The 26,589-nt window shown below is 71.9% G+C and carries 24 protein-coding genes, 1 pseudogene and 1 riboswitch; of the genes and pseudogenes, 12 read left to right on the plus strand and 13 right to left on the minus strand.

What is annotated here, in order from left to right; all coding sequences use genetic code 11:
- Nucleotides 1-2 precede the first annotated feature (2 nt).
- The 6 genes from CLV70_RS26390 (at nt 3) to CLV70_RS26415 (ending at nt 5,446) form a co-directional block, all read left to right on the plus strand.
- Nucleotides 3-545: a flavin reductase family protein gene (locus CLV70_RS26390; RefSeq protein WP_106129305.1), complete on the plus strand. Its 543-nt coding sequence runs from the start codon at nt 3-5 to the stop codon at nt 543-545.
- A 273-nt stretch (nt 546-818) separates the two neighbouring features.
- Nucleotides 819-1,976 (plus strand): NB-ARC domain-containing protein, encoded by a 1,158-nt coding sequence (locus CLV70_RS26395; protein ID WP_106129306.1) that lies wholly within the window; start codon nt 819-821, stop codon nt 1,974-1,976.
- A 156-nt stretch (nt 1,977-2,132) separates the two neighbouring features.
- Nucleotides 2,133-2,681 (plus strand): hypothetical protein, encoded by a 549-nt coding sequence (locus CLV70_RS26400; protein WP_211303892.1) that lies wholly within the window; start codon nt 2,133-2,135, stop codon nt 2,679-2,681.
- Between the two features lie 11 nt (nt 2,682-2,692).
- Nucleotides 2,693-2,989: a putative quinol monooxygenase gene (locus CLV70_RS26405; protein WP_158277828.1), complete on the plus strand. Its 297-nt coding sequence runs from the start codon at nt 2,693-2,695 to the stop codon at nt 2,987-2,989.
- Nucleotides 2,990-3,041: 52 nt separating this feature from the next.
- On the plus strand, nt 3,042-4,268 hold the full coding sequence (locus tag CLV70_RS26410) for an MFS transporter (protein WP_106129308.1): 1,227 nt from the start codon (nt 3,042-3,044) through the stop codon (nt 4,266-4,268).
- Nucleotides 4,265-5,446, plus strand: coding sequence for a GNAT family N-acetyltransferase (locus CLV70_RS26415; protein ID WP_106129309.1), 1,182 nt, complete (start codon nt 4,265-4,267; stop codon nt 5,444-5,446). Before CLV70_RS26410 ends, CLV70_RS26415 begins: the two co-directional genes overlap by 4 nt.
- 130 nt (nt 5,447-5,576) lie before the next feature.
- On the opposite strand, the gene CLV70_RS26420 is transcribed toward CLV70_RS26415, so the two are convergent.
- Nucleotides 5,577-7,112 carry a PepSY-associated TM helix domain-containing protein gene (locus CLV70_RS26420; RefSeq protein WP_106129310.1) on the minus strand — a complete coding sequence of 512 codons (1,536 nt, stop codon included), beginning with the start codon at nt 7,110-7,112 and terminating at the stop codon, nt 5,577-5,579.
- A gap of 254 nt (nt 7,113-7,366) precedes the next feature.
- On the opposite strand from CLV70_RS26420, the gene CLV70_RS26425 reads away from it, so the two are divergent.
- Complete coding sequence (locus CLV70_RS26425; protein ID WP_146164161.1) at nt 7,367-8,095, plus strand: hypothetical protein; 729 nt, start codon at nt 7,367-7,369, stop codon at nt 8,093-8,095.
- 5 nt (nt 8,096-8,100) lie between these two features.
- Here the strand turns inward: CLV70_RS26425 and CLV70_RS26430 are convergent, their stop codons facing one another.
- From CLV70_RS26430 to CLV70_RS26470, 9 genes are all read right to left on the minus strand, one after another.
- A complete protein-coding gene (locus tag CLV70_RS26430; protein WP_106129312.1) occupies nt 8,101-8,652 on the minus strand; it encodes a hypothetical protein in 552 nt (183 codons plus the stop codon).
- On the minus strand, nt 8,649-9,767 hold the full coding sequence (locus CLV70_RS26435; RefSeq protein ID WP_146164162.1) for a hypothetical protein: 1,119 nt from the start codon (nt 9,765-9,767) through the stop codon (nt 8,649-8,651). The genes CLV70_RS26430 and CLV70_RS26435 overlap by 4 nt, the downstream gene beginning before the upstream one ends.
- A gap of 30 nt (nt 9,768-9,797) precedes the next feature.
- Nucleotides 9,798-11,561 (minus strand): hypothetical protein, encoded by a 1,764-nt coding sequence (locus CLV70_RS26440; protein ID WP_211303893.1) that lies wholly within the window; start codon nt 11,559-11,561, stop codon nt 9,798-9,800.
- An 85-nt stretch (nt 11,562-11,646) separates the two neighbouring features.
- A complete protein-coding gene (locus tag CLV70_RS26445; RefSeq protein ID WP_106129314.1) occupies nt 11,647-12,318 on the minus strand; it encodes a response regulator in 672 nt (223 codons plus the stop codon).
- Nucleotides 12,315-13,523 (minus strand): sensor histidine kinase, encoded by a 1,209-nt coding sequence (locus tag CLV70_RS26450; RefSeq protein ID WP_146164163.1) that lies wholly within the window; start codon nt 13,521-13,523, stop codon nt 12,315-12,317. The genes CLV70_RS26445 and CLV70_RS26450 overlap by 4 nt, the downstream gene beginning before the upstream one ends.
- 80 nt (nt 13,524-13,603) lie before the next feature.
- Nucleotides 13,604-14,206, minus strand: coding sequence for a DedA family protein (locus tag CLV70_RS26455; protein WP_106129316.1), 603 nt, complete (start codon nt 14,204-14,206; stop codon nt 13,604-13,606).
- Nucleotides 14,197-14,844 carry a DUF998 domain-containing protein gene (locus CLV70_RS26460; protein ID WP_106129317.1) on the minus strand — a complete coding sequence of 216 codons (648 nt, stop codon included), beginning with the start codon at nt 14,842-14,844 and terminating at the stop codon, nt 14,197-14,199. The genes CLV70_RS26455 and CLV70_RS26460 overlap by 10 nt, the downstream gene beginning before the upstream one ends.
- Nucleotides 14,841-16,028, minus strand: coding sequence for a glycosyltransferase (locus CLV70_RS26465; protein WP_106129318.1), 1,188 nt, complete (start codon nt 16,026-16,028; stop codon nt 14,841-14,843). Before CLV70_RS26465 ends, CLV70_RS26460 begins: the two co-directional genes overlap by 4 nt.
- The gene (locus tag CLV70_RS26470) at nt 15,944-16,570 is read right to left on the minus strand and encodes a DedA family protein (RefSeq protein ID WP_158277829.1); all 627 of its coding nucleotides are present in this window, start codon (nt 16,568-16,570) and stop codon (nt 15,944-15,946) included. The genes CLV70_RS26465 and CLV70_RS26470 overlap by 85 nt, the downstream gene beginning before the upstream one ends.
- A gap of 165 nt (nt 16,571-16,735) precedes the next feature.
- Nucleotides 16,736-16,945, plus strand: a riboswitch (cobalamin riboswitch).
- Between the two features lie 72 nt (nt 16,946-17,017).
- Between CLV70_RS26470 and CLV70_RS26475 the strand changes: the two genes are divergently transcribed.
- Both CLV70_RS26475 and CLV70_RS26480 read left to right on the plus strand, forming a co-directional pair.
- Nucleotides 17,018-19,330 (plus strand): ribonucleoside-diphosphate reductase subunit alpha, encoded by a 2,313-nt coding sequence (locus tag CLV70_RS26475; protein ID WP_342750416.1) that lies wholly within the window; start codon nt 17,018-17,020, stop codon nt 19,328-19,330.
- 56 nt (nt 19,331-19,386) lie between these two features.
- Nucleotides 19,387-20,364, plus strand: coding sequence for a ribonucleotide-diphosphate reductase subunit beta (locus CLV70_RS26480; protein WP_106129490.1), 978 nt, complete (start codon nt 19,387-19,389; stop codon nt 20,362-20,364).
- Between the two features lie 155 nt (nt 20,365-20,519).
- On the opposite strand, the gene CLV70_RS26485 is transcribed toward CLV70_RS26480, so the two are convergent.
- Both CLV70_RS26485 and CLV70_RS26490 read right to left on the minus strand, forming a co-directional pair.
- Nucleotides 20,520-21,212: a response regulator gene (locus tag CLV70_RS26485; RefSeq protein ID WP_106129321.1), complete on the minus strand. Its 693-nt coding sequence runs from the start codon at nt 21,210-21,212 to the stop codon at nt 20,520-20,522.
- Nucleotides 21,209-22,384 (minus strand): histidine kinase, encoded by a 1,176-nt coding sequence (locus CLV70_RS26490; RefSeq protein WP_146164164.1) that lies wholly within the window; start codon nt 22,382-22,384, stop codon nt 21,209-21,211. The genes CLV70_RS26485 and CLV70_RS26490 overlap by 4 nt, the downstream gene beginning before the upstream one ends.
- A gap of 146 nt (nt 22,385-22,530) precedes the next feature.
- On the opposite strand from CLV70_RS26490, the gene CLV70_RS26495 reads away from it, so the two are divergent.
- From CLV70_RS26495 to CLV70_RS26505, 3 genes are read left to right on the plus strand one after another with little or no spacing between them, the layout of a single operon-like run.
- On the plus strand, nt 22,531-23,697 hold the full coding sequence (locus CLV70_RS26495) for a monooxygenase (protein WP_106129323.1): 1,167 nt from the start codon (nt 22,531-22,533) through the stop codon (nt 23,695-23,697).
- Nucleotides 23,694-24,575, plus strand: coding sequence for a Rieske 2Fe-2S domain-containing protein (locus CLV70_RS26500; RefSeq protein WP_106129324.1), 882 nt, complete (start codon nt 23,694-23,696; stop codon nt 24,573-24,575). The genes CLV70_RS26495 and CLV70_RS26500 overlap by 4 nt, the downstream gene beginning before the upstream one ends.
- Before the next feature lie 44 nt (nt 24,576-24,619).
- Nucleotides 24,620-25,690 carry a lipocalin family protein gene (locus tag CLV70_RS26505; RefSeq protein ID WP_106129325.1) on the plus strand — a complete coding sequence of 357 codons (1,071 nt, stop codon included), beginning with the start codon at nt 24,620-24,622 and terminating at the stop codon, nt 25,688-25,690.
- 126 nt (nt 25,691-25,816) lie between these two features.
- Here the strand turns inward: CLV70_RS26505 and CLV70_RS42145 are convergent.
- Nucleotides 25,817-26,452, minus strand: a pseudogene (locus CLV70_RS42145) (Crp/Fnr family transcriptional regulator); the annotation flags it as partial.
- Nucleotides 26,453-26,589 lie beyond the last annotated feature (137 nt).

The raw sequence follows: 26,589 nt of genomic DNA on the forward strand, positions 1-26,589 counted from the left end.
CCGTGCCACCCGATCTGCGGGGCACCATGCGGGCCTTCGCCACCGGGGTGTGCGTCGCGAGCACGTACCGCGACACCCCGGGCGGTCGCCGGCACAACGCGGTCACCGTCAACTCGCTCGGGTCGATCTCGCTCGACCCGCCGCTGGTGTCGCTGTCCTTCGGGCGGTCCTCGGCGTTCCTCGCCGATCTGCTGGCGAGCGGCCGGTGGGCGGTCTCGATCCTGCCGGCCGGCGGGCGCGAGCTCGCCCGGCGGCTGGCCCGGCCGTCGGCCGCCCGCGCGGCCGACGTCGCCGGCCTGCCGGCCCGGCCCGGCGATCGCACGGGTGCGCTCGTCCTGGCCGGTGCCAGCTGGCTGGAATGCGGCCTGCGCGACCGGTTCGACCTCGGCGACCACACCCTGGTGGTCGGGGACGTCCTGGCCGCCGGGCCCGGCACACCACAACCGACATTGGTGTTTGTGTATGGCGAATATCACTCGGTCGCCGATCCTGCTATCACGACCGTGGATTTGTCCGGTCCCGGACATTGGGGCGAAATTCTCTAACCGACGTCGCCCACCGTCCGAACAGGACATACGTTCGTCAAATGCGAAAGGCCCGCACCAAAGAGGGCGCGGGCCGGACCGATCAATGGCCGCTGTATGGCCACTACAGCGAATGACGCCGGGGTTGAACGATTTTGGGGAGGCCGCACCATGGGGAGACCGGAGAAGCCTGTCAACAGCGCCGGCGGCGTCGTGGCAGAGTTCGCCAGCGAATTGCGCCAACTACGCGTTAAGGCCGGGAATCCGACATACCGCGAGATGGCCTGTTCGGCCATGTTCTCGTCGTCCGTGCTGTCCAGCGCCGCCAGCGGGAACCGGATGCCCTCGCTGCCGGTGACGCTCGCCTTCGTGGCGGCCTGCGGCGGCGACCGGGACGCCTGGCGGCAGCGCTGGTTCGTCGCCACCGGTGGCCGCCAGAGCTTCACCGCGCGGGCCCGGCGGTCGCGGCGGCCGGCCGACGGGCCGCCCTGCCCGGCCCAGTTACCGCAACGGCCGCGCGGGTTCGCCGGGCGGATGGTCGAGCTCGCCTGGCTGCACTCCCCCGGCGACACCCCCATCGTGATCAACGGCCCGGCGGGCGTCGGCAAGACCGATCTGGCCCTGTACCACGCCTACGAGCGCGCCGCGGAGATGACCGACGGGCAGCTCTACGCCGACCTGGGTGAACACCAGGGCCCGGGCGACGTGCTCGACGGCTTCCTGCGGGCCCTCGGCGTACCGGCCGATCAGCTCAACGGCACCCCGAGCCACCGGGCCGGGCTGTACCGCACGCTGCTGGCCGAGCGCCGCCTGCTGGTGCTGCTGGACAACGTCGCGGACGAACGGCAGGTCCGCCCGTTGCTGGTGGAGAGCGAGACCAGCACCACGATCCTGGTGAGCCGGCGGCGACTGCTGGGGCTGCGCGACGTACGCCGGCTGTCGCTCGCGCCGCTGTCCCGCGCCGACTCGGTGGCCACCATCGCGGCGGCGCTCGCGCCCAGCGTCCGGGCCCGGCCCGAGGACCTGGACCGGCTCGCCGCGCTCTGCGGTGACCTGCCGCTCGCGCTGGACATCGCGCTGCGCCGGATCTCCCTGCGCCCGCACGCGATCCTGCGGCAGCTGCTCGACGGGTGGCAGCAGAGCGGCAGCGCCCTCAACTGGCTCTGCATCGGCGACCTGTCCATGCGGGAGACGCTGCGGTCGGCGTACCTGACGCTCAGCCATCAGGCCCGCATGCTGCTGCACTGGCTGGCCCGCACCGCGGAGGACGACGTGCGCCCGCTGCCGGCCGCCGACGACGAACTCGCCGACGAACTCATCGACGCCGGCCTGCTCGACGACAACGCCCACCACGGCGGGCTCACCCTGTCACCGCTCGTCCGCATCTTCGCCCTCGAAGCGGCCGGCAGCACCGCGCGCGAATTGCCCCTCGCCCTTCCGCACGCCGTCTGATTCTCCGGTGCCCGCCCCGCGCATCGACAATTCGTACCTACGCGCGGGGCGGGCATTTCCTTGCCGTTGATTGCATCGCCGCGCGACGGTGTCGATCAAATCCTCCGATGACATGTAATCGGCGTATCCACTTTTCCGCACAGGAAGAGAATCATCATGCTCGACAACGGCACCCTCCCGACGCTCGGGCGGAAACGGCGTCCGCATTTCCACGCCGTGGCGGCCTCGGCGGCAATGACGATTCTGGCCGCCGTTCTCTGGCTGTCGACGACGGTGCACCCGGGCCCGGCGATGCACGATGCCGCCCTCTTCGCCCACCTCGCCTTCCTGACGCTGGGCTTCGGGGCGGTCCTGGCGACGGAGTACTCCTTCGTCCTCTGGGCGCTGGGCCGCTCCACCTTCGCCGACGCCGTGGCGAGCGCCACCCGCCTGCACGTGCCGATCTGGCTCGGGCTGACCGGCCTCGTGGCCAGCGGCGCGCTGCTCAGCCCGGACCTCACCTCGGGCACCACCATCCTCAAGCTCGTCCTCGTCGGCGGGCTCACCCTCAACGGCGTGCAGGCGGGGGCGCTGACCGGGCGCCTGAGCGGCGCCGGGGAACCCCCGCCGGCCCGGCTGCTCCTGCGCGGCGCGGCCACCTCGGCGATCTCCCAGGTGTGCTGGTGGGGCGCAGTCGTCATCGGCTTCCTGCATGCGAACAGATGAAAGGGCGGCGAATGCTCGCGAAATTGTTCCCCTTCCCGCTGCGGCCGGGCACCCAGGCCGAGGCCGAAAGGCTCGCACGGCAGTTCGCGTGCGCCGGGCCGGCGCGCGAGGACGGCACCCAGTCCTTCCGCATCTACCGGGACCCCGCGCGGCCGGACTACCTGCTGTTCGTCGGCCACTTCGCGGATCATGCCGCGTACGACCGGCACACCCGGTCGGCGGCGTACCAGCACCTGATGGCCGGGAAGTTCGCCGACCTCATTCTCGAGTTCGTCGAAATCGATCACGAACTCGTCGTGAGTCACTGAGCGCGCCTTCCCCCGATTCCCCCGCATCTCTCCCGACCGGAGGCAACTGGCGATGACCGCAACCATCGACAAACCCGCGGGCGTGCTGGCCGCGTTGCGCCGCACCCCGACACCGGTGCGCTACCTGCTCGGGGGCGTACTGATCAACCAGCTCGGCGCCTTCGTGCAGACGTTCACGGTGCTGTACCTGATCTTCCACGGCTTCTCCGCCGGGCAGGCCGGCCTCGCGGTCACCGCCTACAGCGCCGGCTCGGTCCTCGGCGGGCTCGCCGGCGGGGAGTTGGTCCACCGGATCGGCCCGCGCGCCACCATCACGGCGGCGATGCTCGGTTCGGCCTCGGTGCTCGCCGTCGTGCCCCTGACGGCCCGGCCCGGGATGTTCGGCGCGCTGCTCGTCGCCCTGCTGCTGGCCGGGCTGGCGACGCAGGCGTACCGGCCCGCCGTGGCGGTGCTGCTGAGCGACCTGATGCCGGACGACATCCGGATCATGGGCTTCTCGATGATGCGCATCGCGCTCAACCTCGGCGCCGCGCTGAGCCCGCTGATCGCGGCGGGCCTGATCCTGGTGGACTGGAACCTGCTGCTCTGGTTCGACGCCGCCACCGCGCTGGCGTACGCGATCCTCGCCCGGCGGCTGCTGCCGGCCGGCCGCCCCGCACCCCGCACCGGCCCGGCGCGAACCGGATCGCGAGCGGCGTACGGAATCCTGCTGCGCGACCGGCGCTTCGGCCTCTTCCTCGCGTCGGTCTTCCTCGGCTCGATCATCTACGTCCAGTACACGGTCGCGCTCCCCCTGAAGATCAGCTCGGAGGGCCACCCGACCAGCCTCTACAGCGCGGTCCTGATCACCGCCTCGGCCGTGCTGATCCTCTGCGAACTGAAGATCACCAGCTACGTCAGCCGGCGTCCCGGCCACGTCCCGGCGACGGCCGGCACCGTCCTGATGGCCCTGGGCGTCGCGGGCTTCGGCGTCAGCGGCGGCTCGGCCGTGGCCCTCGTCGCCTGCACGGTCGTCTTCGTCCTCGGAATCATGATCAACGGACCGACCATGTTCGCCTACCCGGCGACGTTCCCCCCGGCCGTACGAGCCCACTACGTCAGCGCCCACCAGACCACCTTCGGCCTCGGCATGGCGGCCGGCCCCCTGTTCGGCGTGGCCGCCTGGGTCGCGCTGGGCGACGGCGTCTGGTGGCTGTGCGGCGCGCTCGGCCTGCTGGCGGCCGTCTTCGCGCTGCTCGGCATGTCCCCTCCCGCACCCGTCGAAAGGACGAACCCATGACCGGCATCCGCGCGGTGACCGGTGACGAGCGGCTGCACACCGCCTTCACCCTCTATCCGTACGCCTTCGACGAGTCGCCGGCGCCCGCCGATGCCTGGCGCGCCGTCCTGCCCTACCACCGCGACAACCACACGCTCATCGCCGAGGAGGACGGCCGGACCCTGGCCACCGCGTCGGCCTTCCCGGCGCACCAGAACCTGCGCGGCACCGTCCTGCGCATGGCCGGCGTCGCGTGGGTGGCGACCCACCCCGGCGCCCGCCGGCAGGGCCACAGCAGCCGGCTCCTCCACCGGCTGCACCGCGACCTGCTCGACGGCGGGCACCTGCTGGCCACGCTCTACCCGTTCCACCCGTCGTTCTACGAACGGTTCGGCTACATCGGACTGCCCCTCAACCGCACCGCCACGTTCGCCCCCGATGGCCTGGCGCCGCTGCTGCGGGCCGATCTCCCCGGCGAGGTGACCTGGCAGGGCATCGGAGAGGGCTTCGACTCCTACCGCGCCTACCTCCGGACGCTGCTCGCCGAACGCCACGGCTTCACCTACACCCCCGACTACCGCGCCGCACGCGTGCTCGACCCCGCCGCGCACTGGCTCGCCACCGCCACGATCGAGGGCGAGACCGTCGGCGTCCTGACCTACCGGATCGACGGCTACGGCGGTTGCCTGCGCGTGGACGAACTGCTCTGCTCCAACGCGCTCGGACGGGCCCTCCTGCTGCGATTCCTGGCCCAGCACGCGTACCAGGTGTCGCGGATCGAGGTCACCGTCGGGCCCGACGAGTACCCGGAGACCTGGGCCACCGGCCTCACCGTCCGCACCGAGGCCGCGGCGTCCTTCCCCGCGACCCCGCCGCTGATGGCCCGGCTGCTCTCCATGGACGCCCTGAACGGCCTGTCCTGCGGCCCCGGCCGGGTGGAGGTCGAGGTGGCCGGCGACGACCTGCTCGCGGGCCGCTACACCCTGGACGGCACGGGCGGAACCCTCGCCGTCACCCCCACGAGCCGCAACGGCAAGGACGCCACCCTCACCGCCGCCGCGCTGTCCGGGCTGGCCTACGGCACCCTGGATCCGCTCGAGGCGGTGGCCCGCGGCCTGGCCGACCTCTCCGCCGAGGCCGCCACCGCCCTGCGCACCCTTCTGCCCGCACGCGTCCCGCACGCCTTCGGGAAGGGCTGAGGGGTGTCCCGCCTCGGCGGGTACGCGGAGGCGCGCCTTCCGGTCCTCGACTGCCTGACCGGAGGCTGGGGGTCCCGCCGGGGCCTGCCGCAACGGTCAACCGCCGGCGCTCTCGTCTGCTGCGGGCGGCTCAGCCGGGGGCTCCGGGTGGTGTGCTGCGGCGGTTTCGGAGCGTGCCGATGGCGATGTCCGCTGCGAGGAAGGCGAGCAATGGAATGCCGAACAGCGGGAGGGCCCAGGCTAGGCCGAACACGACCGGGACGCCGGCCACGATCGCCCACGTGGGCAGCTGTTGCCAGGCTCCGCGGCCCGCGGGTGGGGCGCCGGCGAAGGCCTTGCGGTCGGATCGGGTGGGGCGGCGTTGCCACCACATGCGGTAGCCCCAGATGATCACGCAGATCAGGCCGGTGGCCAGGGCGGCCAGGAGGAGCTGGTTGGGCAGGCCGAAGAGGCTGCCCATGTGGGCGTAGATCCCCCACTGGGTGAGCTTGGCCATCACCGGCCAGTCGGCGAAGTCGATGCGGTCGACGACGGTGCCGGTCGACGCGTCGACCGCGATGCTGTCGCGTCCTACCGGCCAGCGGTCGTCCTCCTGCGTGACGGACCAGGCCGTTCCGGCGTCGGCGGGCACGGCGATCGTCACCCGTCCGTCGATTCCGCCGGCCAGCGCCACCTGCTGCACCTTGTCGATGGCGGTCGGATCGGCGGGGCCGGCGCCGGCGGCCGGGGCAGCGCCGGCGGCCGGGGCAGCGCCGGCGGCCGGGGCAGCGCCGGCGGCCGGGGCAGCACCAGCGACCGGGTCAGCACCAGCGACCGGGTCGGCGCCGGCGGGCGGGGCGGCCGTGCCGTGGTGGCCGCCGGCGGGGGTCGCGGCCGCGTCGGTCAGGTCCGTGGATACGGCGGGCCGGCTGCCTCGCAGGGCGTCGACGGCCGCGGTGAAGTTGGCGCCCGCGTGGTCCGACCAGGTCAGGCCGGTGGCCGACAGGAACAGCAGGCCCACGGAGAGCCAGAGGCCGGTGGCGGCGTGCCAGCCGCGGGTACGGCGTACGCCCTTGCGGGCGGTGAGGTCCGGGCGGAGCATCCGCTTGCCGCGCTGGCGACGCCACCACAGGACGACGCCGCCCAGGGTGATGACCCAGAGCCAGCTTGCGGCGAACTCCGAGTAGTAGAGGCCGATCGGGCCCAGTTTGAGGTTGGTGTGCAGGTCGTCGAACCAGGTCTTGAGTGGAGTGGTCGCCCACCAGGTGGTGAGCTGCCCGCGGACCTCGCCCGTGTACGGGTTCACGTACACGGTGTGCTGGTGCTCGGCGTCGAGTTCCGGCGAGCTGAAGTCGATCTGGGTGGTGGCTTCGCCGCTTCCCGGGCGTACGGCGACGATCGCGCCCGCCGGGTGGACGGCGCGGGCGGCGGCGAGTTGCTCCGACAGGGGCCTGGCCTGGCCGCCGGGGGTGACGGTGAGTTCGTGGGCGTAGACGGCCTTCTCGAGCTGCGGCGTGAAGACGTACGCCAGTCCGGTGAGGGCCGCGAGCAGCAGGAAGGGGGCGACGAGGATGCCGGCGTAGAAGTGCAGCCGCAGCAGCAGCGCGCCGAAGCCGGTCGGCGCCGGGCGCTTGCGGGCCGGGGCGGGGACGGTCGCCGGCTCGGCGGTCCGGGGAATGGTGGTCATGGGCTCCTCGCTCGGGGTCCATGGGACGGAGGGATCTCGGGTCCGCGGGACGGGGGAATCTCAGGCGGGTAGGACGGGGGCATCTCAGGCCAGCGAGACGGTGATCTCGGGGGACGACGTCGGGGCGTGGGACGGGGAGGTTGCGGCGTTCAGGTGCTTGGTCGGTGGGAAGGCGCGCGGAGTTCCCGGGGCCGGGCGTCCGGTAGTTGTCCCTTCGGTTCCGCCGGGCCGGCGGGCGCGGCAGCATGACGAGGATGCGGGTACTGGTGGGCCTCACCCTGTTCCTCGGCGTGCTCGGGATCGTCGGGGTGCTGGCCGGGGACGACCCCGCCGGCGCGACGTTCGTCGAGCTCTCCGAGTCGGTCCAGCTCCTCATGTCGGCCACGCTGCCGTTCACCGGCGTCCTGCTGGCCCGGGACCTCAAGCGCCCAGCCGACCACGGCCCCGGGCAAGAAACACCCGACGGCCGCCCCGGGCAAAGAACACCCGACCGCGGCCCCGGGCAGGCCCCCGGCTATCGCCCGCTCGTCACCCTGTGGCTCACCGCGGTCGTGCTGGCCGTCGGGGTCGCGGTCTTCGGCGTCGTTGCCTGTGTCGTCGCCGTTGTGGTCAGTCCGGCCGGCGGGTGGAGTCATGCCGGCGGCGGCGTTGTCGGCGGTGTGCTGGTTCAGGTCACCGCTCAGCTCGTCGGGACCGGGCTCGGACTGCTGCTCAGGCCGGTCGTGGTGGCGTGCGCGGCCACCGTGGTGCTGCCGCTCGGCGTGTGGCTCGTGCTGGGGGCGCTGCCCGCCGTCCGGGAGTGGACCACGCCGTACGCGGCGGCGCTGAATCTGCTGTCCGGTGAGTTGACGGTGCTGCGGTGGGCGCAGTGGGCCGTCGTGGTGCTGATCTGGGGTGTTGCCCTGAATGCCCTGGGCGCCGTGCGGTTCCTGCGGGGCCGGGCCGCCGCGGGCCACGGGTCCCCCGGGGTGGGGGACCCGTGAGCGCGTCAGTCCGCCAGCGGCACCAGGTTCGCCGACGGGCGGGCGCGGCGCCACGCCACGACCAGGAACACGATCAGGCCGGCGATCGGGATGGCGCAGATCGCCCAGCTCAGGGCCAGCGGCGGGCCCGGCTGGGCCAGGACCGGCAGCGGCTGGGTGCGGCCCTCGGCCGGGCCCTGCGGACCGTCGATGCGGAAGCCGATCGTGTAGCCGCCCGCTTTCGCCAGCGACACCACGTCGAGGCCCCAGACGTCGAGCTTGCGGGGGTGGCGGGCCAGGACGCGGTCGGCGTGGTCAGCGTCGATGCCGGGGCCGTCGAGGAGCAGCCTGCCCGACTTGCCGGCGATGCCGCCGGCCGGGATGAAGGTGAAGTCCAGCGACTGCATCGCGCGCAGCGGCCACTCGGAGAAGCCGACGGTCACCGCGTACGGGCCCGCCTGCACCTGCTCGGTGTGCACGATGTTCACCGGCTCGTAGGCGGCTGCCGGGGCGGCGGGGAGCAGCACCACGAGGACGGCGGCTGCCACGGCGGCGAGCTTTCGGCGTACGGAAATCATGCGAGGCCTCCCTGGACGGCCGGGCCGGGAACGACGATGGCGATCGGTTTGCGGGATTCGCCGCGCAGCAGGCCGGCGAAGCGCCAGGCGAGGAAGCCGGCCAGCGCGCCGAAGAGCAGGCCGGCGAGGGCATCGGCGACGAGGGTTCCGGGGGCGGCCAGCGGGCCGTTGCCGACGAGCGGCACCTGGAGGTCGAGCGAGAACGCCAGGACGAGACCGCCGACCGCACCGGCGAGCTGCGGGAGCAGGCGCATCGACATCCCGGCGCGCCGGCCGTAGGCCAGCACGCCGGCGCCGACCGCCGCCGCGACGAGCAGGAACATGGGGGTGGCGCTGGGCAGTTCCGGCGGCGCGTCCCCGAGGCCGTCGCGCAGCGGCAGGTTGACCATCGACGCATAGCTGTGCGATGCCCACGGGGCGAAGAACCAGAGGGCGAGCTGCATGGCGCCCAGGACGGCGGCGACCCTGATCGCGTACGCCGGACGCCCGGTGATCCCGGCGGCGAGCAGCATGCTGAGCGTGCAGAAGAACGCGGCACTGACGATCTCGATGTCGAACGGCGCCGGCAGCTCCGCCAGCGCGTTGAGCATCAGCGGGCTGAACGTCATGAGGATCGGCAGCGAGACGACCAGCCCGATCCGGCCCCACCGCCGGTCGCGGGCGTAGCCGAAGACGATGACCGAGCCCACCATCGTGACGGTGATCGAGCTGAACAGGGCGACGTGCGGCGGCGAGCCGAGGTCTGCGTCGAAGCCGTAGACGGTGTGCCACCACAGATCCATCAGGCCGTAGAGCAGGAACATCGCGGCGCCTGCGCCGGCGATCAGGTAGCCCAGCGGGGCGTCGAACTTGAGGACCCGGACCGTGCGGCCGCCCTCGGCGGGGTCGGCGGTGCGCCCGGCGCGCTGGGCGAAGGTGGCCCGCAGCACCATCGCGAGGGCGGCCAGCCCGGCGATCGCGCTGCCCGAGTAGAGCATCAGGTGGGACAGGGTGAAGAAGGTGTCGGGGCCGACGTCGACGTGCCATTGGACGTCCCAGACGATGCCGGCCAGGGAGGTGCCGGTGCCGAGGAGCACCGCAGCCGCGCCGAGCACACCGGCGGATGGACGGGGCATGATTCTGCCTTTCGGTAGGGGTGGGAAGGGTCAGTCGGTGACGGTGAGCGGGATGGTCAGGGGTTCGCTGCCGGGCGCGGTGACCCGTAGCTGCCAGCCGCCCGCGGCCATCAGGGGCACGCCGGGCACGGCGTACCGGCCCCGCCCGCGCGGGATTCCGGTGATGACCGGGGAGGCGTGGCCCATGGTGGGCAGCACCGCCTGCACCTGGATCTGCGGTGCGGTGGCGGGCCGGCCGTCGCGGCCGGTGAGGGTGACGGTGACGTCCCGGGTGCCGGTCCGCGCCCGCTCCGGCGTGACCCGGCCGATCTGCGGGAGGCCGGGCGCCGCCTCGGGGGCGGGCCGGACGTCGGCGGTGATCGGCACGGTGATGATGCGGTAGTCCTTCTCGGCCTGGAGCCAGATCCGGTACCGGCCGGGGAGCGGGAAGGTGACGGTGAAGCCGACCGCGGGCCCGTACGCGGCGACCGTCTCGTCGGGCAGCGTCGCCCCGAGCACGCCGGGCATCGGGACCATCGCCGCCATGCCGTCCATGCCCTCCATGTCGTGCATGGCGGTGGCGTCGTCCATGGCGTGGGCGTGCAGCCACACGGGATCGCCCTCGGGGGTGGGGCCGGCGACGATCAGGTGCCCGAGCATGCCCAGCCACGGCTGGAGGTCCGCCTCGTCGCCGATGCGGGCGCGCAGCGTCACGGGCGTACCGGCGACCGGGTCGGCCATGGCCACCTGCACGCCGACGCCGTCGATCGTGCCGGTCGACCGTACGGTCAGGGGCTCCGCCTTTCTGTCCTGGGTTCTGCCCGTGGCCGTGAAACCGCCGGCCGCGCGCAGCATCTGTACGCCTCCCCCGCGTCGAGCCACCTCGGCGGTCACCGCGTAGGTGCCGGCGGCGTCCGGGGTGAAGGTGACCTCGTAGCTGCCGGGCGCCGTCCGGATCGGGTGGAGGTGCCACAGGCGGTCCGACGGGGACACGACCATGAGGTGCATGAGCCCGCCGTCGTGGACGACGAGATCGTCGGCGGGCAGCCCGGTCGCCGCGTCCGTGACCCGCAACCGCACCGTCGCCGGCGCACCGGCGACCACCGGCTGCCGCTGCACGGTCAGGGTCACCGGCGGGCGGGAGAAGGCGGCGCCGCGCGGCATCCCGGCGTACGGATCGGCGGCGTTGACGACCGTCGCGTCGAGGTCCTCGCCGGGAGCGGGCGGCAGGGGCTGGGACGCCGACAGCAGGGCCGCGGTCACCGCGACGGCGACTCCGGCGACGACACCCGCCCCGGGCAGCGCGGTCCACCAGCCGCTCCGGGCGGCCAGCGCCACGACCAGCGCGGCGGCGAGGCTGAGCCCGGCGGCGACGAACCCTCCGTAGACCCACCTCTCGGCCGGGCTCATGCTCTGCGCGTGCACCACGAACGGAATGCGGGCGAGCCGCTGCCCGTCGTCGATCGTCAGTTCCCACGGTCCCGCGCTGTCCACCCGCAGGACGGCCGGGACGGGGCCGGGGGTGCCGGGAAGGGTCAGCGACGCGGAGCTGGGCGCCCCGGCCGCGGACGGCAGGGCGCCGAGCCGCAGGGTTCCGGCGGGCGACCCGGCGTGCGCCAGCACGTCGACGTGCAGCGGACCGGGAAGGCTCGCCACCCGGCGCAGGACCACCGTCAGCTCCCGGTCGCCCAGGCTCTGCGCCACGGTCACGTCGGCGCCGGACATCGCGCCGTCGGCGTGCGCGGGGACGGCGGCGCCGAGCACCGCCACCAGGGCCGCCAGGAGGAAACCGGCCATCCGGAATGCTGCATTCATGCCGGTAAATGTAGAAAACCCCGGCCGCGGCGTCGTCACCGTGACCGGGGAGATGGGGTCCCTCCCGAGAGGGACCCGCGCGCCGTCACCGGCGGCCGGGGGTCACCAGCCCGTTCTCGTAGCCGAAGACCACGGCGTGGACGCGGTCGCGCAGGCCGAGCTTGGCGAGGATGCGGCTGACGTGGGTCTTGACGGTCTGCTCGCCGATGTACAGGTCGCCGGCGATCTCCGCGTTGGACCTGCCCATGACCATGTGCCGCAGCACCTCGCGTTCCCGCTCGGTGAGCCGTTGCAGGGCGGTCGCCGACGCCGGGTCGGGCGGCTGCGAGTCGAGGAAGTTCTCGATCAGGCGCCGGGTGATCCGCGGCGACAGCAGCGCCTCGCTGTTCGCCACCACCCGTACGGCGTGCATCAGCTGCTCGGGCTCGCTGTCCTTGAGCAGGAAGCCGCTGGCCCCGGCCCGCAGCGCCGCGTAGACGTAGTCGTCGATGTCGAAGGTGGTCAGCATCAGCACGCGCGGGGTACGCCCCTCGGCGCGTTGCGGTCCGAGCAGGGCGGCGGTGGCCGCGAGCCCGTCCATCTCGGGCATCCGTACGTCCATGAGCACGACGTCGGGGCGCAGGACCCGGCTGCGGTCGATCGCCACCCGCCCGTTCTCGGCCTCGCCCACCACCGACATGTCGGGCTGCGAATCGAGGATGGCGCGGATGCCCGCGCGGATCATCGGCTGGTCGTCGACCACAAGGATCCGGATCATCGGACGTCTCCCTCGGCTTCGTCGGTGGGTGGCAGCGGGAATCGGGCGGCGACCCGGTAGCCGCCCGCCGGACGGGCGCCGATCTCGACGGAGCCGCCCGCGAGGCGGGCCCGCTCGCGCATGCCGACGACGCCGTGGCCGGCCTGGTTCGGTTCCTCGATCGGCCGCGGCACCCGGGCAGGCACATCGTTGACGATCTCCACGAACAGCTCGCCGTCGTCGGCGCTCACCCGCACCCGGGTGGGGGCGCCGGGCGCGTGCCGGACCACGTTGCTCAGCGATTCCTGCACGATCCGGTACGCCGCGAGCCCGATGCTGTCCGCCAGCCCGGCCTGTTGCAGGTCCCCCCGCACCTCGAGGTCGACCGGGACCCCGCCCCGGCGCGCCGACTCGGCGAGCTCGCCCAGGTGCTGGAGATCCGGCATCGGCCGCAGGTCGCTGTCCGCGGTCTCGTCGCGCAGCAGGGCCAGCAGTTGCCGCATCTCACGCAGGGTGGAGCGCGTTCCCGCGGCGATGCGGGAGAACTCCGCCTTCGACTCCGGATCGATGTCCTTGATCCGGTACGCCGCGGAGGTCGCCTGCATGTGGATCACCGACATGCTGTGCGCCACGACGTCGTGCAGCTCGCGGGCGATCCGGTTGCGTTCCTCGACCAGCGCCCGCTGCGCCTGTTCCAGGGCGATGTCGCGGCGTGCGTCCGCCAGCTCCCGGCGTACCCGGCCGCGCTGGGTCCAGCCGATCGTCGCGAACAGCACCAGCACCGAGTTGGTGGCGAAGATGATCAACGAGGCCTCGGCGCCGGTCCGCCCGTGCGGGCCGGTCTGCACCAGCACGAGGCAGAACAGGACGGTGACCCACCAGACGAGCACGGCGACGGACCAGGAGCGGGTCAGCCCGATCAACCCGATGTACGCGACCAGCACGACCATCACCGGCACCGACAGCGGCCACATCCCGTCGCCGGCCGGCTGCGTCCAGGCGAACAGCCCCACCCCGGCCAGTTGCAGGGCGGTGGCCGGCCACGGGCGCAGCAGTGCCAGCGGCAGGGCGGCGCACTGGGCGGTGGCGGCCGCGTACGCCGCCAGCACCGGAACGTCGTACCCGAGGATCGCGGTGGTCGCCGTGAACACCAGCAGCAGGCCGGCCGACGATCCGACGATCAACCGCCACCGCTTCGCCACTGGTCGTACCCCGGCCACGCTCACCTCCACGACGCTACTGATCCGATCATGAAAAGAAGTCCCTCCACGGAGGGACCGCCCGAGCGGCGCCCCCTCGCTGCGCGTCAGGCCACCGCCGGCCGGGCGGCGGCGCGACGGCCGGAACGCACGAAGCGGACCAGTTCCCCGAGCGCGGTGATGGAGACGGCCAGGCCGAGGCCGAGCGCCAGGCCGAGCGCCGGGTTCGCCTCGAAGGCGGCGCCGCCCACGAATCCGATCAGGCCGGAACAGGTCGCCCACAGGACCGCGGCCACGCCGGCGAACAGGGAGAACCGGGCCAGGGGGTAGCCGGTCGCGCCGCTGGCGGCGACGACCGCGGTACGGCCGCCGGGTACGAAGCGGGCCGCGACGATCAGCGAGCCGCCGCGGCGGTGCAGGTGCGGCGCGACGCGGTCGACGGCCCGGGCCAGGCGGCCGGTGGAGCGACGGCGGCGCAGGAGCCGGCCCAGCGCGTAGCCGAGGTGGTCGCCGGCGAACGCGCCGACGGCGGCGACGAGCATGATCAGGGGGAGATTCGACCCGCCGGACGCGGCGTAGACCGCGGCCGCGATGACCACCGACTCGGACGGCAGGACGGGCAGCACCGCGTCGAGCATGGCCAGCAGCAGCAGGACCGGATAGATGACGGGAGAGGTCACGGCCGCCTCGATGAGGTGCATCAGGTCCATCGCGCGCGCTCCTCGTCGGCGATCACCCGGCAGCACAGGGCCATGACCACGACCACGAGGGCCATCAGCAGGCGTTCGGCGAGGCCCGCGTACGCCCCGAAGGTCGTGCCGAGCAGGGCCGCCGGGCCGTGCACGGCACCGAACGCGACGCACGCGGCGAGCGTGGCCAGGCCGCAGGCCCGCAGGAGGCGGACCTGGGCGGTCTCCGCGCGGCGACCGGCCTTGTCGGCCACCAGCAGCGCGATCAACGGGGGCAGCGCGGCCACCAGCCCGGCGCCCCAGCGGTGCACGATCGCGACGGTGCCGGGCGGGGTGCCCGGCAGGTTGGTCGGGAAGAACGCCACCGCGAGCAGCGACACGCACCAGAGCGTCAGCAGCACGGTCAGCAGCCGGGAGTCGGGCAGCGCCCGCCGCACGCCGGCCAGGAGCCTCCCGCCGGCCACGGCCAGGCCGCACGCCGCCAGCGCCAGTAGCAGCGCGCCGGGCACCGTACGGATCGAGTCGCTGATCATCTCGTCGAGCGGGTCGGCGTCGCCGACGACGAACAGCCCGGCCCCCGCGCCCACCGTGACGGCCAGGCCGAGCTTGGCGTCGCGTACCCAGCGACCGGGATCCGCCCGGACGGCCACCGCGGTCACGCCGCCACCCCGACCGGCGCGGTCGCGGACCGGATCGCGTAGAGAGCCTCGAACGCGGCGACCGTGCGGGTCTCGTCGTGCTGCTCGGCGACGGCCCGCGCCCGGCGGCCCATCGCCCGCGCCCGCGCCGGGTCGCCGAGCACGGCCAGCAGGCGGCCGGCGAGGGCGTCGACGTCGCCGGGCGGGAACAGGTAGCCGGTCCCCTCGTCGACGACCAGGTGCGGCAGGGCCGCGGCGTCCGCGCCGACCACCGGCCGGCCGCAGGCCATCGCCTCGAGCGTGACCAGGCTCTGCAGCTCGGCCGTGCCCGCGTTGACGAAGACCGTCGTGGCCGCGTACGCGGACGGGAGGTCGCCGTCGGGCACGAAGCCCGTGAAGATCACGTTCTCGCCGAGCCCGAGCCGCGCCGCCAGCGCCCGCAGCGCCGGGCCCTGGGCACCCGACCCGACGAGCAGCAACTGCGCGTCGAGCGACCGGCGCACCGAGGCGAACGCGCGGACCACGACGTCGAGGTTCTTCTCGGCGTCGAGCCGGCCGACGTACGTGACGGTGGGCTTGTCGGCGAGCCCGTGCAGCAGCCGGAACCCGGCGGCATCCGCGGCACCGCCGAAGCGGGTCAGGTCGATGCCGTTGGAGATCGGCAGCACCGGGCCGGGCACGCCGGCCACCGTGGCCAGCGCCGCGGCGTACGGGGTCGGCGCGGTCACCACGTCGGCCTTGGCGAGCACGCGGGCGGCGTCGCGCCACGCCCAGTCGTGCACGACCGACCGCCCGGAGTCGCCGATCGGCAGGTAGTGCACCAGGTTCTCGGGCATGAAGTGGTTGGTCGCGATGACGAGCAGGCCACGTTCGCGGGCCGCGTCGACCAGCGCCCGGCACAGCGGGAAATGGCTCTGCACGTGGACCGCGTGCGGCCGTACCCGATCGAGGATCCGGCGGGCCGCCGAGCGCAGCGCCACCGGCGGGCTGAACCGGAAGCCGGGGTGCCCGGGCACCGGCAGGGACCGCACCCGGTGCTCGACGACGCCCGCCGAGGTGACCGTGACGGTGCTGCGGCGGCCGGTCGCCGGCGCGGCGACGTGCACCTCGTGGCGGGGGGTCAGCGCCGCGGCGAGGCGCTGGGCGAAGACCGAGGCGCCGTTGACGTGGGGGGCATAGGTGTCGGCGCCGATGAGGATGCGCATGGGGTGTCTCCCGGGGAGAAGCGTCGCCGCACGGCGACGTGGACGAGCGCGACCGGCACAGCGACGGCCGCGGAGAGCAGGAGGACGCCGCCGGGCAGCTCGAGCAGGCCGGTGAGCCGGCTGCCGAGCAGGGCGCCCAAAGAGATCAGGACCAGACCGCGTACGGCCGAGGCCGCACCCACCCAGGCCAGGAACCGGCGGTACGGCACCCGCGCGGCGCCCGCCGACAGGAACGCCGGGATGGCGAGCACGTCGACGACCTTGGCGGTGACGACCAGCCGGGGCAGCCTGCGGGCGACCGCCTCGGCGAGCGGGACACGGCGGGCCAGGAACCGGAACCGGTGGGCCCAGCGCCCGGCAAGGTAGAGGAGGGTGTCCCCCGCCACCTCGGCGAGCACGACGATCACCCAGACCGGCCAGAACGCGGCGACGCCGGCGCCGACGAGCGAGCCCGCGGTGACGGTGGTGGCCGGCCCCTCGAGAAGCACGAGGGGCCCGAGCATCGCGTACGGGTGCTCGAGCACGGCCTGGGTCGGATCCATGCCGAGAATCCTCGGGCGCGGGCCCCGCATCGGGCGTCCACCCGCGGAGCGTTCCTGGTAGCTCGCTGGTAGGGGGTCCGCTGGTCCCCGGGCGTGATGCCCACCGGCGGGTCGCAACACGCCCGGCACACCATCTGGTGTTGCCAGCCGGGGCCCCTACCCATATATGGTGTGCACGCAGCTGGTTCGATCATCACCCCGGTGGTGCTCGAGGCAAGAGGGAACCCGGTGGAAGTCCGGGACTGCCCCGCAGCGGTGAGTGGGAACGACCGCCGTCAGAGAGCACTGGGCCGCCACGGCCTGGGAAGCGACGGCCAGTAGGCAGCGCGTACGACGCCCGCGAGTCCGAAGACCTGCCAGCGCACCGTGCGCCGCCGTGGCGTGCGGTGGTCGAAGGCCGCGCGGGACGGCCGACGCCATCAGCCGGCCCCGGCCGGCGGCGTCCCCCTGCGCGCGCCCTCACGAGGTTTGGGGGACGAGATGCGGGTACGCAAACGCAACGGCGATCTGGAGACGGTCGACGTCAACAAGATCGTCAAGGCGGTCGAGCGCTGGGTGGCCGATCTGGACGAGGTGGACCCGCTCCGGGTCGCGACCAGGACGATCAGCGGCCTCTACGACGGCGCCACCACGGCCGAGCTGGACAAGCTGTCCATTCAGACGGCGGCCGAGCTGATCGGCGAGGAGCCGCAGTATTCCAAGCTGGCCGCCCGCCTCCTTGCCACCTTCGTGGACAAGGAGGTCCGCAACCAGGGCGTGGCCACCTTCAGCCAGTCCATCCGGCACGCCCACCAGCAGGGCCTGATCGGCGACGGGACCGCCGCGTTCGTGGCGAGGAACGCCCGCAAGCTCGACGACGCCGTCGACGTCGCCGGTGATCTGAGGTTCGAATACTTCGGCCTGCGGACGGTGGCCGACCGCTACCTGCTGCGCCACCCGCTCTCACGTGACGTGCTCGAGACACCGCAATACTGGCTGCTGCGCGTCGCGTGCGGGCTGTCGCAGACGCCGGCCGAGGCGATCGACTTCTACCGGCTCATGTCGAGTCTGGCCTATCTGCCCAGCTCACCGACGCTGTTCAACTCGGGCACCCGGCACACCCAGCTGTCGAGCTGCTTCCTGGTCGACTCCCCCCGGGACGAGCTCGACTCCATCTACGAGCGCTACCACCAGGTCGCGAAGCTGTCGAAGTTCTCCGGCGGCATCGGCATCTCCTGGTCCCGGGTCCGCGGCCGGGGTGCGCTGATCCGCGGCACCAACGGCAGGTCCAACGGGATCGTGCCGTTCCTGAAGACGCTCGACGCCGGGGTGGCCGCCGTCCACCAGGGTGGCCGGCGCAAGGGCGCGGCCTGCGTCTATCTGGAGCCGTGGCACCCGGACATCGAGGAGTTCCTGGAGCTGCGCGACAACACCGGCGAGGAGTCCCGGCGTACGCACAACCTGAACCTGGCGAACTGGATCCCGGACGAGTTCATGCGCCGCGTCGAGGCCGACGGCGACTGGTCGCTGGTCGACCCGTCCGACGCGCCCGAGCTGCCCGACCTGGTCGGCGACGAGTTCGACGAGGCCTACCGGAGGGCGGAGAAGAACGCGGTCAGGACCGTCAAGGCCCGGGATCTGTACGGCCGGATGATGCGCACCCTGGCCCAGACCGGCAACGGCTGGATGACGTTCAAGGACCGCGCCAACGCCCTGTCGAACCAGACCGGCGCGCCGGGCAACACCATCCACCTGTCGAACCTGTGCACCGAGATCCTCGAGGTCAACTCCGACGACGAGACCGCGGTGTGCAACCTGGGCTCGATCAACCTGGGCGCGCACCTCGCCGGCGGCGGCGTCGACTGGGAGAAGCTGCGCGCCACCGTACGGACCGCGGTCGTCTTCCTGGACCGGGTCATCGACCTCAACTTCTACCCGTCGGAGCAGGCCGGAAGGTCCAACCCGCGGTGGCGGCCGATCGGGCTGGGCCTGATGGGCCTGCAGGACGCGTTCTTCGCGCTGCGGCTGCCGTTCGACTCCGCCGAGGCCAAGGAACTGTCGACCCGCGTCCAGGAGGAGATCTTCCTGACCGCCCTGGAGTCGAGCGTCGCTCTCGCCGAACGGTTCGGCCCGCACCCGGCCTACCCGGAGACCCGTGCCGCGCAGGGCGATCTGCACCACGAGCTGTGGGGCGCCACGCCTTCGCAGACCGAGCGGTGGGCCGGCCTGAAGACCCGCATCGCCGAGCACGGCCTCCGGAACTCGCTCATGATCGCGATCGCCCCGACGGCCACCATCGCGTCGATCGCCGGCTGCTACGAGTGCATCGAGCCGCAGGTGTCCAACCTGTTCAAGCGCGAGACCATGTCCGGCGAGTTCCTGCAGATCAACACCTATCTCGTACGCGAACTGAAGGCCCGCGGCCTCTGGACGGCGCCGATCCGGGAGCGGATCAAGCGGGCCGAGGGCTCGGTGCAGGGCATCGCCGACCTGCCCGCCGACGTCCGCGAATTGTTCCGTACGGCCTGGGAGCTCCCCCAGCGGGCGTTGATCGACCTGGCCGCCGCCCGCGCGCCCTACATCGACCAGTCCCAGTCGCTCAACCTGTTCCTGAGCGCACCGACCATCGGCAAGCTCTCCTCGATGTACCTGCACGCCTGGAAAGCCGGCCTGAAGACGTCGTACTACCTGCGCTCGCGGCCCGCGACGCGGATCCAGCAGGCGACCACCGCCGTCGCCTGCTCCCTGGAGAACCCCGAGAGCTGCGAGGCCTGCCAGTGACCACCGTTCCCGCACCCCGCCCCGCCGCCGACCGGCAGCTGCTGCTCGACCCCGGCATGGACCTGACCCTGCGGCCGATGCGCTACCCGCACTTCTTCGACCGGTTCAAGGACGCCATCAGGAACACCTGGACCGTCGAGGAGGTCGACCTGCACTCGGACCTCGCCGACCTCCATCGCCTGTCGCCCGCCGAACGGCACCTCGTCTCCCGGCTGGTCGCCTTCTTCGCCACCGGCGACACCATCGTGGCCAACAACCTCGTGCTCAACCTCTACCAGCACGTCAACTCGCCCGAGGGCCGCCTCTACCTGTCCCGGCAGCTGTTCGAGGAGGCGGTGCACGTGCAGTTCTATCTGAACCTGCTGGACACGTACGTGCCGGACGAGCAGGAACGGTCCGAGGCCTTCGCGGCGGTGGAGAACATCCCGTCGATCGCCCGCAAGGCCGAGTTCTGCTTCCGGTGGATCGACTCCGTCCACGAGCTGCGGGCGCTGACGTCGAAGGCCGACCGGCGCGCCTTCCTGCTCAACCTGATCTGCTTCGCCGCCTGCATCGAGGGCCTGTTCTTCTACGGCGCCTTCGCGTACGTCTACTACCTGCGCTCCCGCGGCCTGCTGCACGGCCTGGCGTCCGGCACCAACTGGGTGTTCCGCGACGAGAGCATGCACATGGCCTTCGCCTTCGACGTGGTCGAGACGGTCCGCCGGGAGGAACCCGACCTGTTCGACGCCGACATGGCCCAGCAGGTCAGGGACATGCTCGCCGAGGCCGTCGAGTGCGAGGTCCAGTTCGCCGAGGACCTGCTCACCCGGGGCATCTCCGGCATGTCCCTCGCCGACATGCGCGAATACCTGCAACACGTCGCGGACCGCCGCCTCGCCGTGCTGGGCATCGACCCGATGTACGGCTCGAAGAACCCGTTCGCGTTCATGGAGCTGCAGGACGTCCAGGAACTGTCGAACTTCTTCGAGCGCCGCGTCTCGGCGTACCAGGTGGGGGTGACCGGCACCGTCGGCTTCGACGACGACTTCTGACCCGCGGCGCTTCACAGGCCGGGACGGTCGCGGCCGTGAGCCGGTCACCCCTGGCGCGTGGTCAGGGCGCGCTGGAGCAACGCCCCGGAGGCGTCGAGCACGCGGGCGGCACGCTGTTCGTGGAAGCCCCGCCGCCTTGAGCATCGACGATGCCGTCACGCCGAGGACTCCGGCGGGAACGGCTCGTCGACGCGGACCAGCCTGCTCTGATACGCGATCACCACGAGCTGTGCACGGTCTCGTGCGCCGAGTTTGGTCATCGTCCGCGTCACGTGCGACTTGACCGTCAGCCGCGACAGGTGCAGCCGGCCGGCAATCTCGTCATTGGAGAGGCCGCAGGCGACCAGCGACAGGACCTCCCTCTCCCGGTTGGTGAGCTGCGCCAGGCTGGGCGCGACGGGCAGCGATGCGGCCATCGGCTGATGGAGAAAGTGGCTGATCAGCCCTCTCGTCGCGCGGGGAGACAACAGCGCTTCGCCCGTCGCTACCACCCGGATGGCGTTGGTCAGTTCGGCCGGTTCCACATGCTTGCCGAGAAACCCGCTGGCGCCGGCCCGCAGCGCGAGGATGACGTTCTCGTCGTCTTCGAACGTGGTCAGGACCAGCACCCGGACGTCGGCCAGATCCTCGGCCTGCGCCATCCGCCGGGTGGCCTCCAGGCCGTCCATGCCGGGCATGCGCAGGTCCATGAGGACGACGTCGGCGCGCCGGGCCCGGGCGAGGTCGACCGCCTCGAACCCGTCGCCGGCTTCGCCGACGACCTCGATGTCGGGTTCCGGGTCCACAAACATGCGGAATCCCGCCCGGATCAGGGCCTGGTCGTCGACGAGCAACAATCTGATGGTCATGGCGCCGGCGCGGACAGCTCGGCCCGGATCGAGAACGCGTTGCCTTCGGCGTGGCCGACCGTGAACCGGCCGCCGTTCGCGGCCACCCGTTCGCCCATGCCGAGAATGCCGTAACCGAAGCTCTGCCCGGAACGACGCTCGCCCACCTTGTTGACGATGTCGACGGTGAGCCCGGTGCTGGTGTATTCGATCGTCAGGTGAGCCCTTCCGTCACCGTACTTCCGGGCGTTGGTCAGCCCTTCCTGGATGATCCGGTAGGCCACCAGATCCGCCATGGCCGGCAGCTCCCGGGAAACTCCGATCTGCCGGCGCTCGACACACAGGCCCGTCGCCGTGAAGTCGCCGATGAGCCGTTGGAGGTCGGCAAGCCCCCGGGTCGGTTCGATCGTGAGCACATCCCGGTCGGGCTCGTGGCGCAGGAGGCCGATGACGGATCCCATCTCCTTCAGTACGTCGTCCGCCAGCTGGCTGATGTGTTCCAGTGCCGGGGTGACCTGCTCCGGACGGTGGTCCACGATGCGCCTGGCCCCGGCCGCCAGCACCTTGACCGCCGCGATGTGGTGGGCGATGACGTCGTGAATGTCCCGGGCGATCCGGATCCGCTCCTGCGCGACCCGGTGCCGCGCCTCCTCCTCGCGGGACTGCTCGGTCTGCCGCGCCCGCTGCTCCACCTCGGCGACGTAGGCGAGGCGGCTGCGAGTCGCATCACCGATCGCGGCGCCGACGCCGATCACGGCAATGGTGCTGAGCCTGTGCCCGTTCAAGGGGGCCCAGACGAGCGTGCCGATGGTCAGCAGGGCGGCGACACCACCCGCGGTGAGCCAGGCGGTTCGTTGCTCCGTGCGGGTGGCAACCGTGTACGTCAGCAGGACGATCGCCGCGGTCAGGGCAGGGTCCTGATGATGGGCGACGGCGGTGAGCACGGTCACCCCGGCGACGCTGACGCCCAGGGCGGCGACGGTGAACCGGCGGCGCGCGGCGACGGCGATCACCGCGAGGACGAACCCGGCAAGGTCGGCCGGCGTCGTGGGTAGGTGTCTCTCCGGTGAGGACTCGATCAGTGCCAAGCCGGTCGCCGTCAGGGCCAGCGCCGTGGCCAGCAACGTGTCTCCGAGGAACGGGTGCCTGCGCATCGCGTCTGGAAGTCCGGGCAGCACCCGCTTCGGCGTCATGGCGGCGATGGTAGGCACCCGTTCCGCGCTCCCGCATCGTCCCTGTGCAGTACTCCCCGCCTCCTGCTTGCACCCGAGGGAGGAGTTCGGTTTCGCACCACCGGGAGGATGCTCACGAATGCCCCCGGGACACACCATTCATCCCCATGAGGAACCTGGTCAAACTCAGAAACGGCCCGGCAGTCGCCGTCGTCGTGGGCGCGCTGCTGACGACGGTGTCGGCCTGTGGTGGCGGTGATTCCGGCAGCACGGAGGCGGCCGCGCCCGCTCATATCCATGCGTCTTCGCAGGCGCCGGCTCTGCCGCTACGGTCCGGCGAACGGTTCGTCGAGTTGAGCGTGGCGCAGCCATACACGCCGGCTCCCCCGAACGGCGGCACGGACGAGTATCGATGCCTGGTGCTGGATCCGAAAGTCGCCGCACCGGAATATCTGACCGGCGTCCGATTCCAGGCCCAGAACGAGCCGATCGCGCATCACGCCATCACCTTCGTGGTCGCCCCGGAGGAAGCCGCCGCCGCCCGCGAGAAGGACGCCAAGGATCCGGGTGAGGGCTACACCTGCTTCGGCAATGACGGCCTGAGTTCTTCGACGTGGGTGGACACCTGGACGCCCAGCGCCCAGGAGACCCTCCTCGACGGTGACGTCGGATATCGCATGGAACCCGGCAGCCTGGTGATTCTGCAGGTTCACTACAACCTGCTCGCCACCGACGGCAAGCCCGCCGGATCCGACCGGTCCCGGGTCCGGCTGCGTGTCACCAAGGGGACTCCTGACACGACCGCGCTGGACACCCTGCCCATGAACGGGCCGATCGAACTGCCGTGCGCCAAGAACGAATCCGGCCCGCTGTGCGAACGCGCCGCGTCGCTCGCGGACGTCAAGAAGCGCTTCGGCGACCAGGAGGGCGGCAAGGAGGAGGAGCTGCTCCGGGAATGCGGGCACTCCGCCCCCGAGCCGGGTAACACCCAGACCTGCACCATTCAGGTTCCGCAACCGATCACGATCCACGCGACGCGCGGGCACATGCACCTTCTGGGCAAGTCGATCAAGGTGGAACTCAATCCCGGGACGCCCGCGCAGCAGACCCTGCTCGACGTTCCGGCCTTCAACTTCGACGACCAGGCGCTGCACGAGCTGCCGGCTCCCGTCGCCCTCAAGAAGGGGGACACCCTCAGGCTCACGTGCACCCACGACGCGACTCTTCGCCAGAAGCTGCCGCAGCTCAAGGACACTCCGCCGCGATACGTCATCTGGGGCGACGGAACAACCGATGAGATGTGCACCGGCCTGCTCACCGTTTCGGCGCCATGAAGGATTTCGTACTGCTGCCGCTGCGTCTCTTCCTCGGCTTCACCTTCCTGTACGCCGGCCTGTCCAAGGTCCTCGACAGGGTCTATCTGGATCCGTCCGCGCCGCTCGGCGTCAAGCAGCAGATGCTGGCGGCAGCCGAGACCTCGCCGATCGGAGCCGTCGTCCGGCTCAGCGCCGAACACTCGACGTTCACGGGGCTGGCGATCGCCTTCGGTGAGGTCGCCGTCGGAGCGGCCGTCCTGGTCGGTTTCTGGACCCGGGCCGCGGCGATCGGTGGTGCCCTGCTGGCGCTCAGCTTCTTCCTCACCACGAGCTGGGACGTCAGCCCGTACTACCTCGGTGCGGACATCTTCGTCGTCTTCGCCTGGACGCCGCTGGCCATCGCCGGGGATCAGGGCAGGTTCACGGTAAGGAATTTCCTGCGTGCCGCCGCGCGCAGGAGGTGGCCCGAGGGAAACGCCGAACGGCGGGCAATGGTGATCGGCGGATCCGTCGCGGCGACGCTTGCCGCGGCCGGCGTCAGCGTGGGCAGTGCGGTCGCATTCGGCCGCCGGGATGCCGGAAGGACCGGCAAGGGCACGGGTACCGGGGTGGCGATCGTGCCGGTCGCCGACCTTCCCGTCGGCGAGTCCTTGAAATTCACCACTTCCGACGGCGGCCCGGCCTATCTGTTGCATCCCGCGCCCGATTCCTACCTCGCCTTCAGAGCGGCCTGCACCCATCAGGGATGCCCCGTCAGCCTGGAGGACGACGGATTCCGCTGCCCCTGCCACGGCGGAACGTTCGACCGCAACGGCCGGGTGACCGGCGGGCCACCGCCGGCACCGCTGGCCGGCATCCCGGTCCGCATCGTCGACGGCGTGATCACCACCGCCTGACCCGGCCTGCACGTCGCGCTTTTCCATCACCATCGGAGGTTCCGTTGAAAAGAAGGACCGGTATCAAGCTGGGCGGCGCTGTCGCCCTGACCGCACTGCTCTCCGCCAACCTCGTGCCGACCGGCGCCCAGGCCGCCGGCCATCCGACCCGGGCCGAGCCGGCCACGGCCGTGAACAGAGGGATTCCGGCGATGGTCGACCCCGACGCGGACCTGGGATCCAAGCCGGCCGGACCGCAGACCCGCTGGGCCGACTCCCTCTACTTCACCAGCCAGGTGAAGGCCGGCGGTCACGATGTCGGGTTGATGGTGCAGACCATCAACGTCCCCAACGGGTTCGGACGGCTGGTGTCGTTCGCCGTCACCGACGTCACCACCGGCTGGTACAGGAACTACATGCTCGGCGTCGATGCGGAGGACTACCACTGGAGTTCCACCGGTCTGGACATCTCGGCACCCGGCCTGAAGTGGACCGGCAACGCGGAGAGAATGTCCGTGTCGCTCACCGTGCCGTGGGGGTCCCTCGACGTCACTCTCACCTCGCGGGGACCGGTCCTGCGCTACGGCGGCACCGGCGTCTTCCCCCTCCTCGGCGACACCAACTTCGAGTACGCCATGCCGGACATGCACACGACCGGCACCCTGACCATCGACGGCAAGGCCCAGCGGGTGACCGGCCGGTCCTGGCTCGACCGCCAATGGGGGCCGACCCCGGACGACCCGAGCCTGCACTGGACCTGGATGAACCTCAACCTGCCCAACGGCGACGCCGTGGCGATCTGGGACACGCTCACCGACACGGAGGAGAACTCCTGGGCCACCGTCATGCACCGCGACGGCTCCCACGAGGTCGTCGCGGTCGAGCCGGTCGCCAAGCGCGCGGACCAGTTCTGGACCAGCCCCACCAGCGGCCAGGTGTACCCGACCCGCTGGCGGATCAGGATCCCCGCCCTCTCGGCCGACCTCACCGTCGACATCACCGGCACCGACAACCAGGAACTGGCCCAGGGCGAGAACGGGCGCCTGGAAGCCACCGCCGCCTTCACCGGCACCTATCGGAACACCCTGGTCAGCGGTAAGAACTACGTCGAGATGATCGGCAACTGGAAGCCCTGACGAACCGGTCCGGCGCCGGGCGCCATCCCCGCCCCAGCGGCGGGGATGGCGCCTGCACCCCGCCGAGGCGACGAGCGGCTCTCTGCCCGGTTCTGGGCGAAACCCATGTGATCGGGCGCTCAGCGCCACCTGGTCCACGATGGTGACCTCACGCCGTCCGGTGGCCACGATGCCGGCCTCGCGCAGGGCGGTCAGCTCGACCACGACAGCGTTGCGCGAGGCGCCGACCAGTTCGGCGAGTTCCGCCTGGGACAGGCGGATCGCGGGCCGCCCGTCGGCACGTCGACTCTCCCGGTCGAGCTGAATCAGCGCCCGTGCCAGCCGTTCCCGCACGGACAACACGGCCATCGCCGTGCGCTGGGCATCCGAGGTGCGCAGCCGGCTCACCGTGTAGGTGGCGAAGCCCGCGGCAAACGCGGGCCGGGTCAGGAAGCGCCGGAACTGCGGGCCGGTCAGTAGCCGGGTGACCGTGGTGGTGAGGGCGGTGACCGTGGCCGAGCGGGGTTGCAGGTCGACGGCGGCCAGGTCACCGACGACGTCGCCGGCGGCCCGTAGGGTCAGGATCGCGCGGCTGCCGTCACTCTCTGACCGGACGATCTTGACGCAACCGGCCACGACCACGTGCACGTGCTGGGTGGTATCCCCTTGGCGCAGGAGCACATCGCGGGGCTCGAAGCGTACGAGAATTCCGGTGTGCTGCATCCGGTGCCACTCGTCCCGCGGGAGATGAGCAACCAGCCCAGACTTACCGTAGTCAAGCATGCACTGAATGTATCGACAGCGACCACAGTACGCGGGCTACCAAGTTGGCAGCACTACCAGTTATGGCCGCGTCCGCCTCGTCACCATTCGTCATGCCCCGGCAATGGCGATGCCGGGACAGCGCGTCGGAGGCGACA

It is taken from the genome of Pseudosporangium ferrugineum, from assembly GCF_003002065.1.
Taxonomy (GTDB): Bacteria; Actinomycetota; Actinomycetes; order Mycobacteriales; family Micromonosporaceae; genus Actinoplanes; species Actinoplanes ferrugineus_A.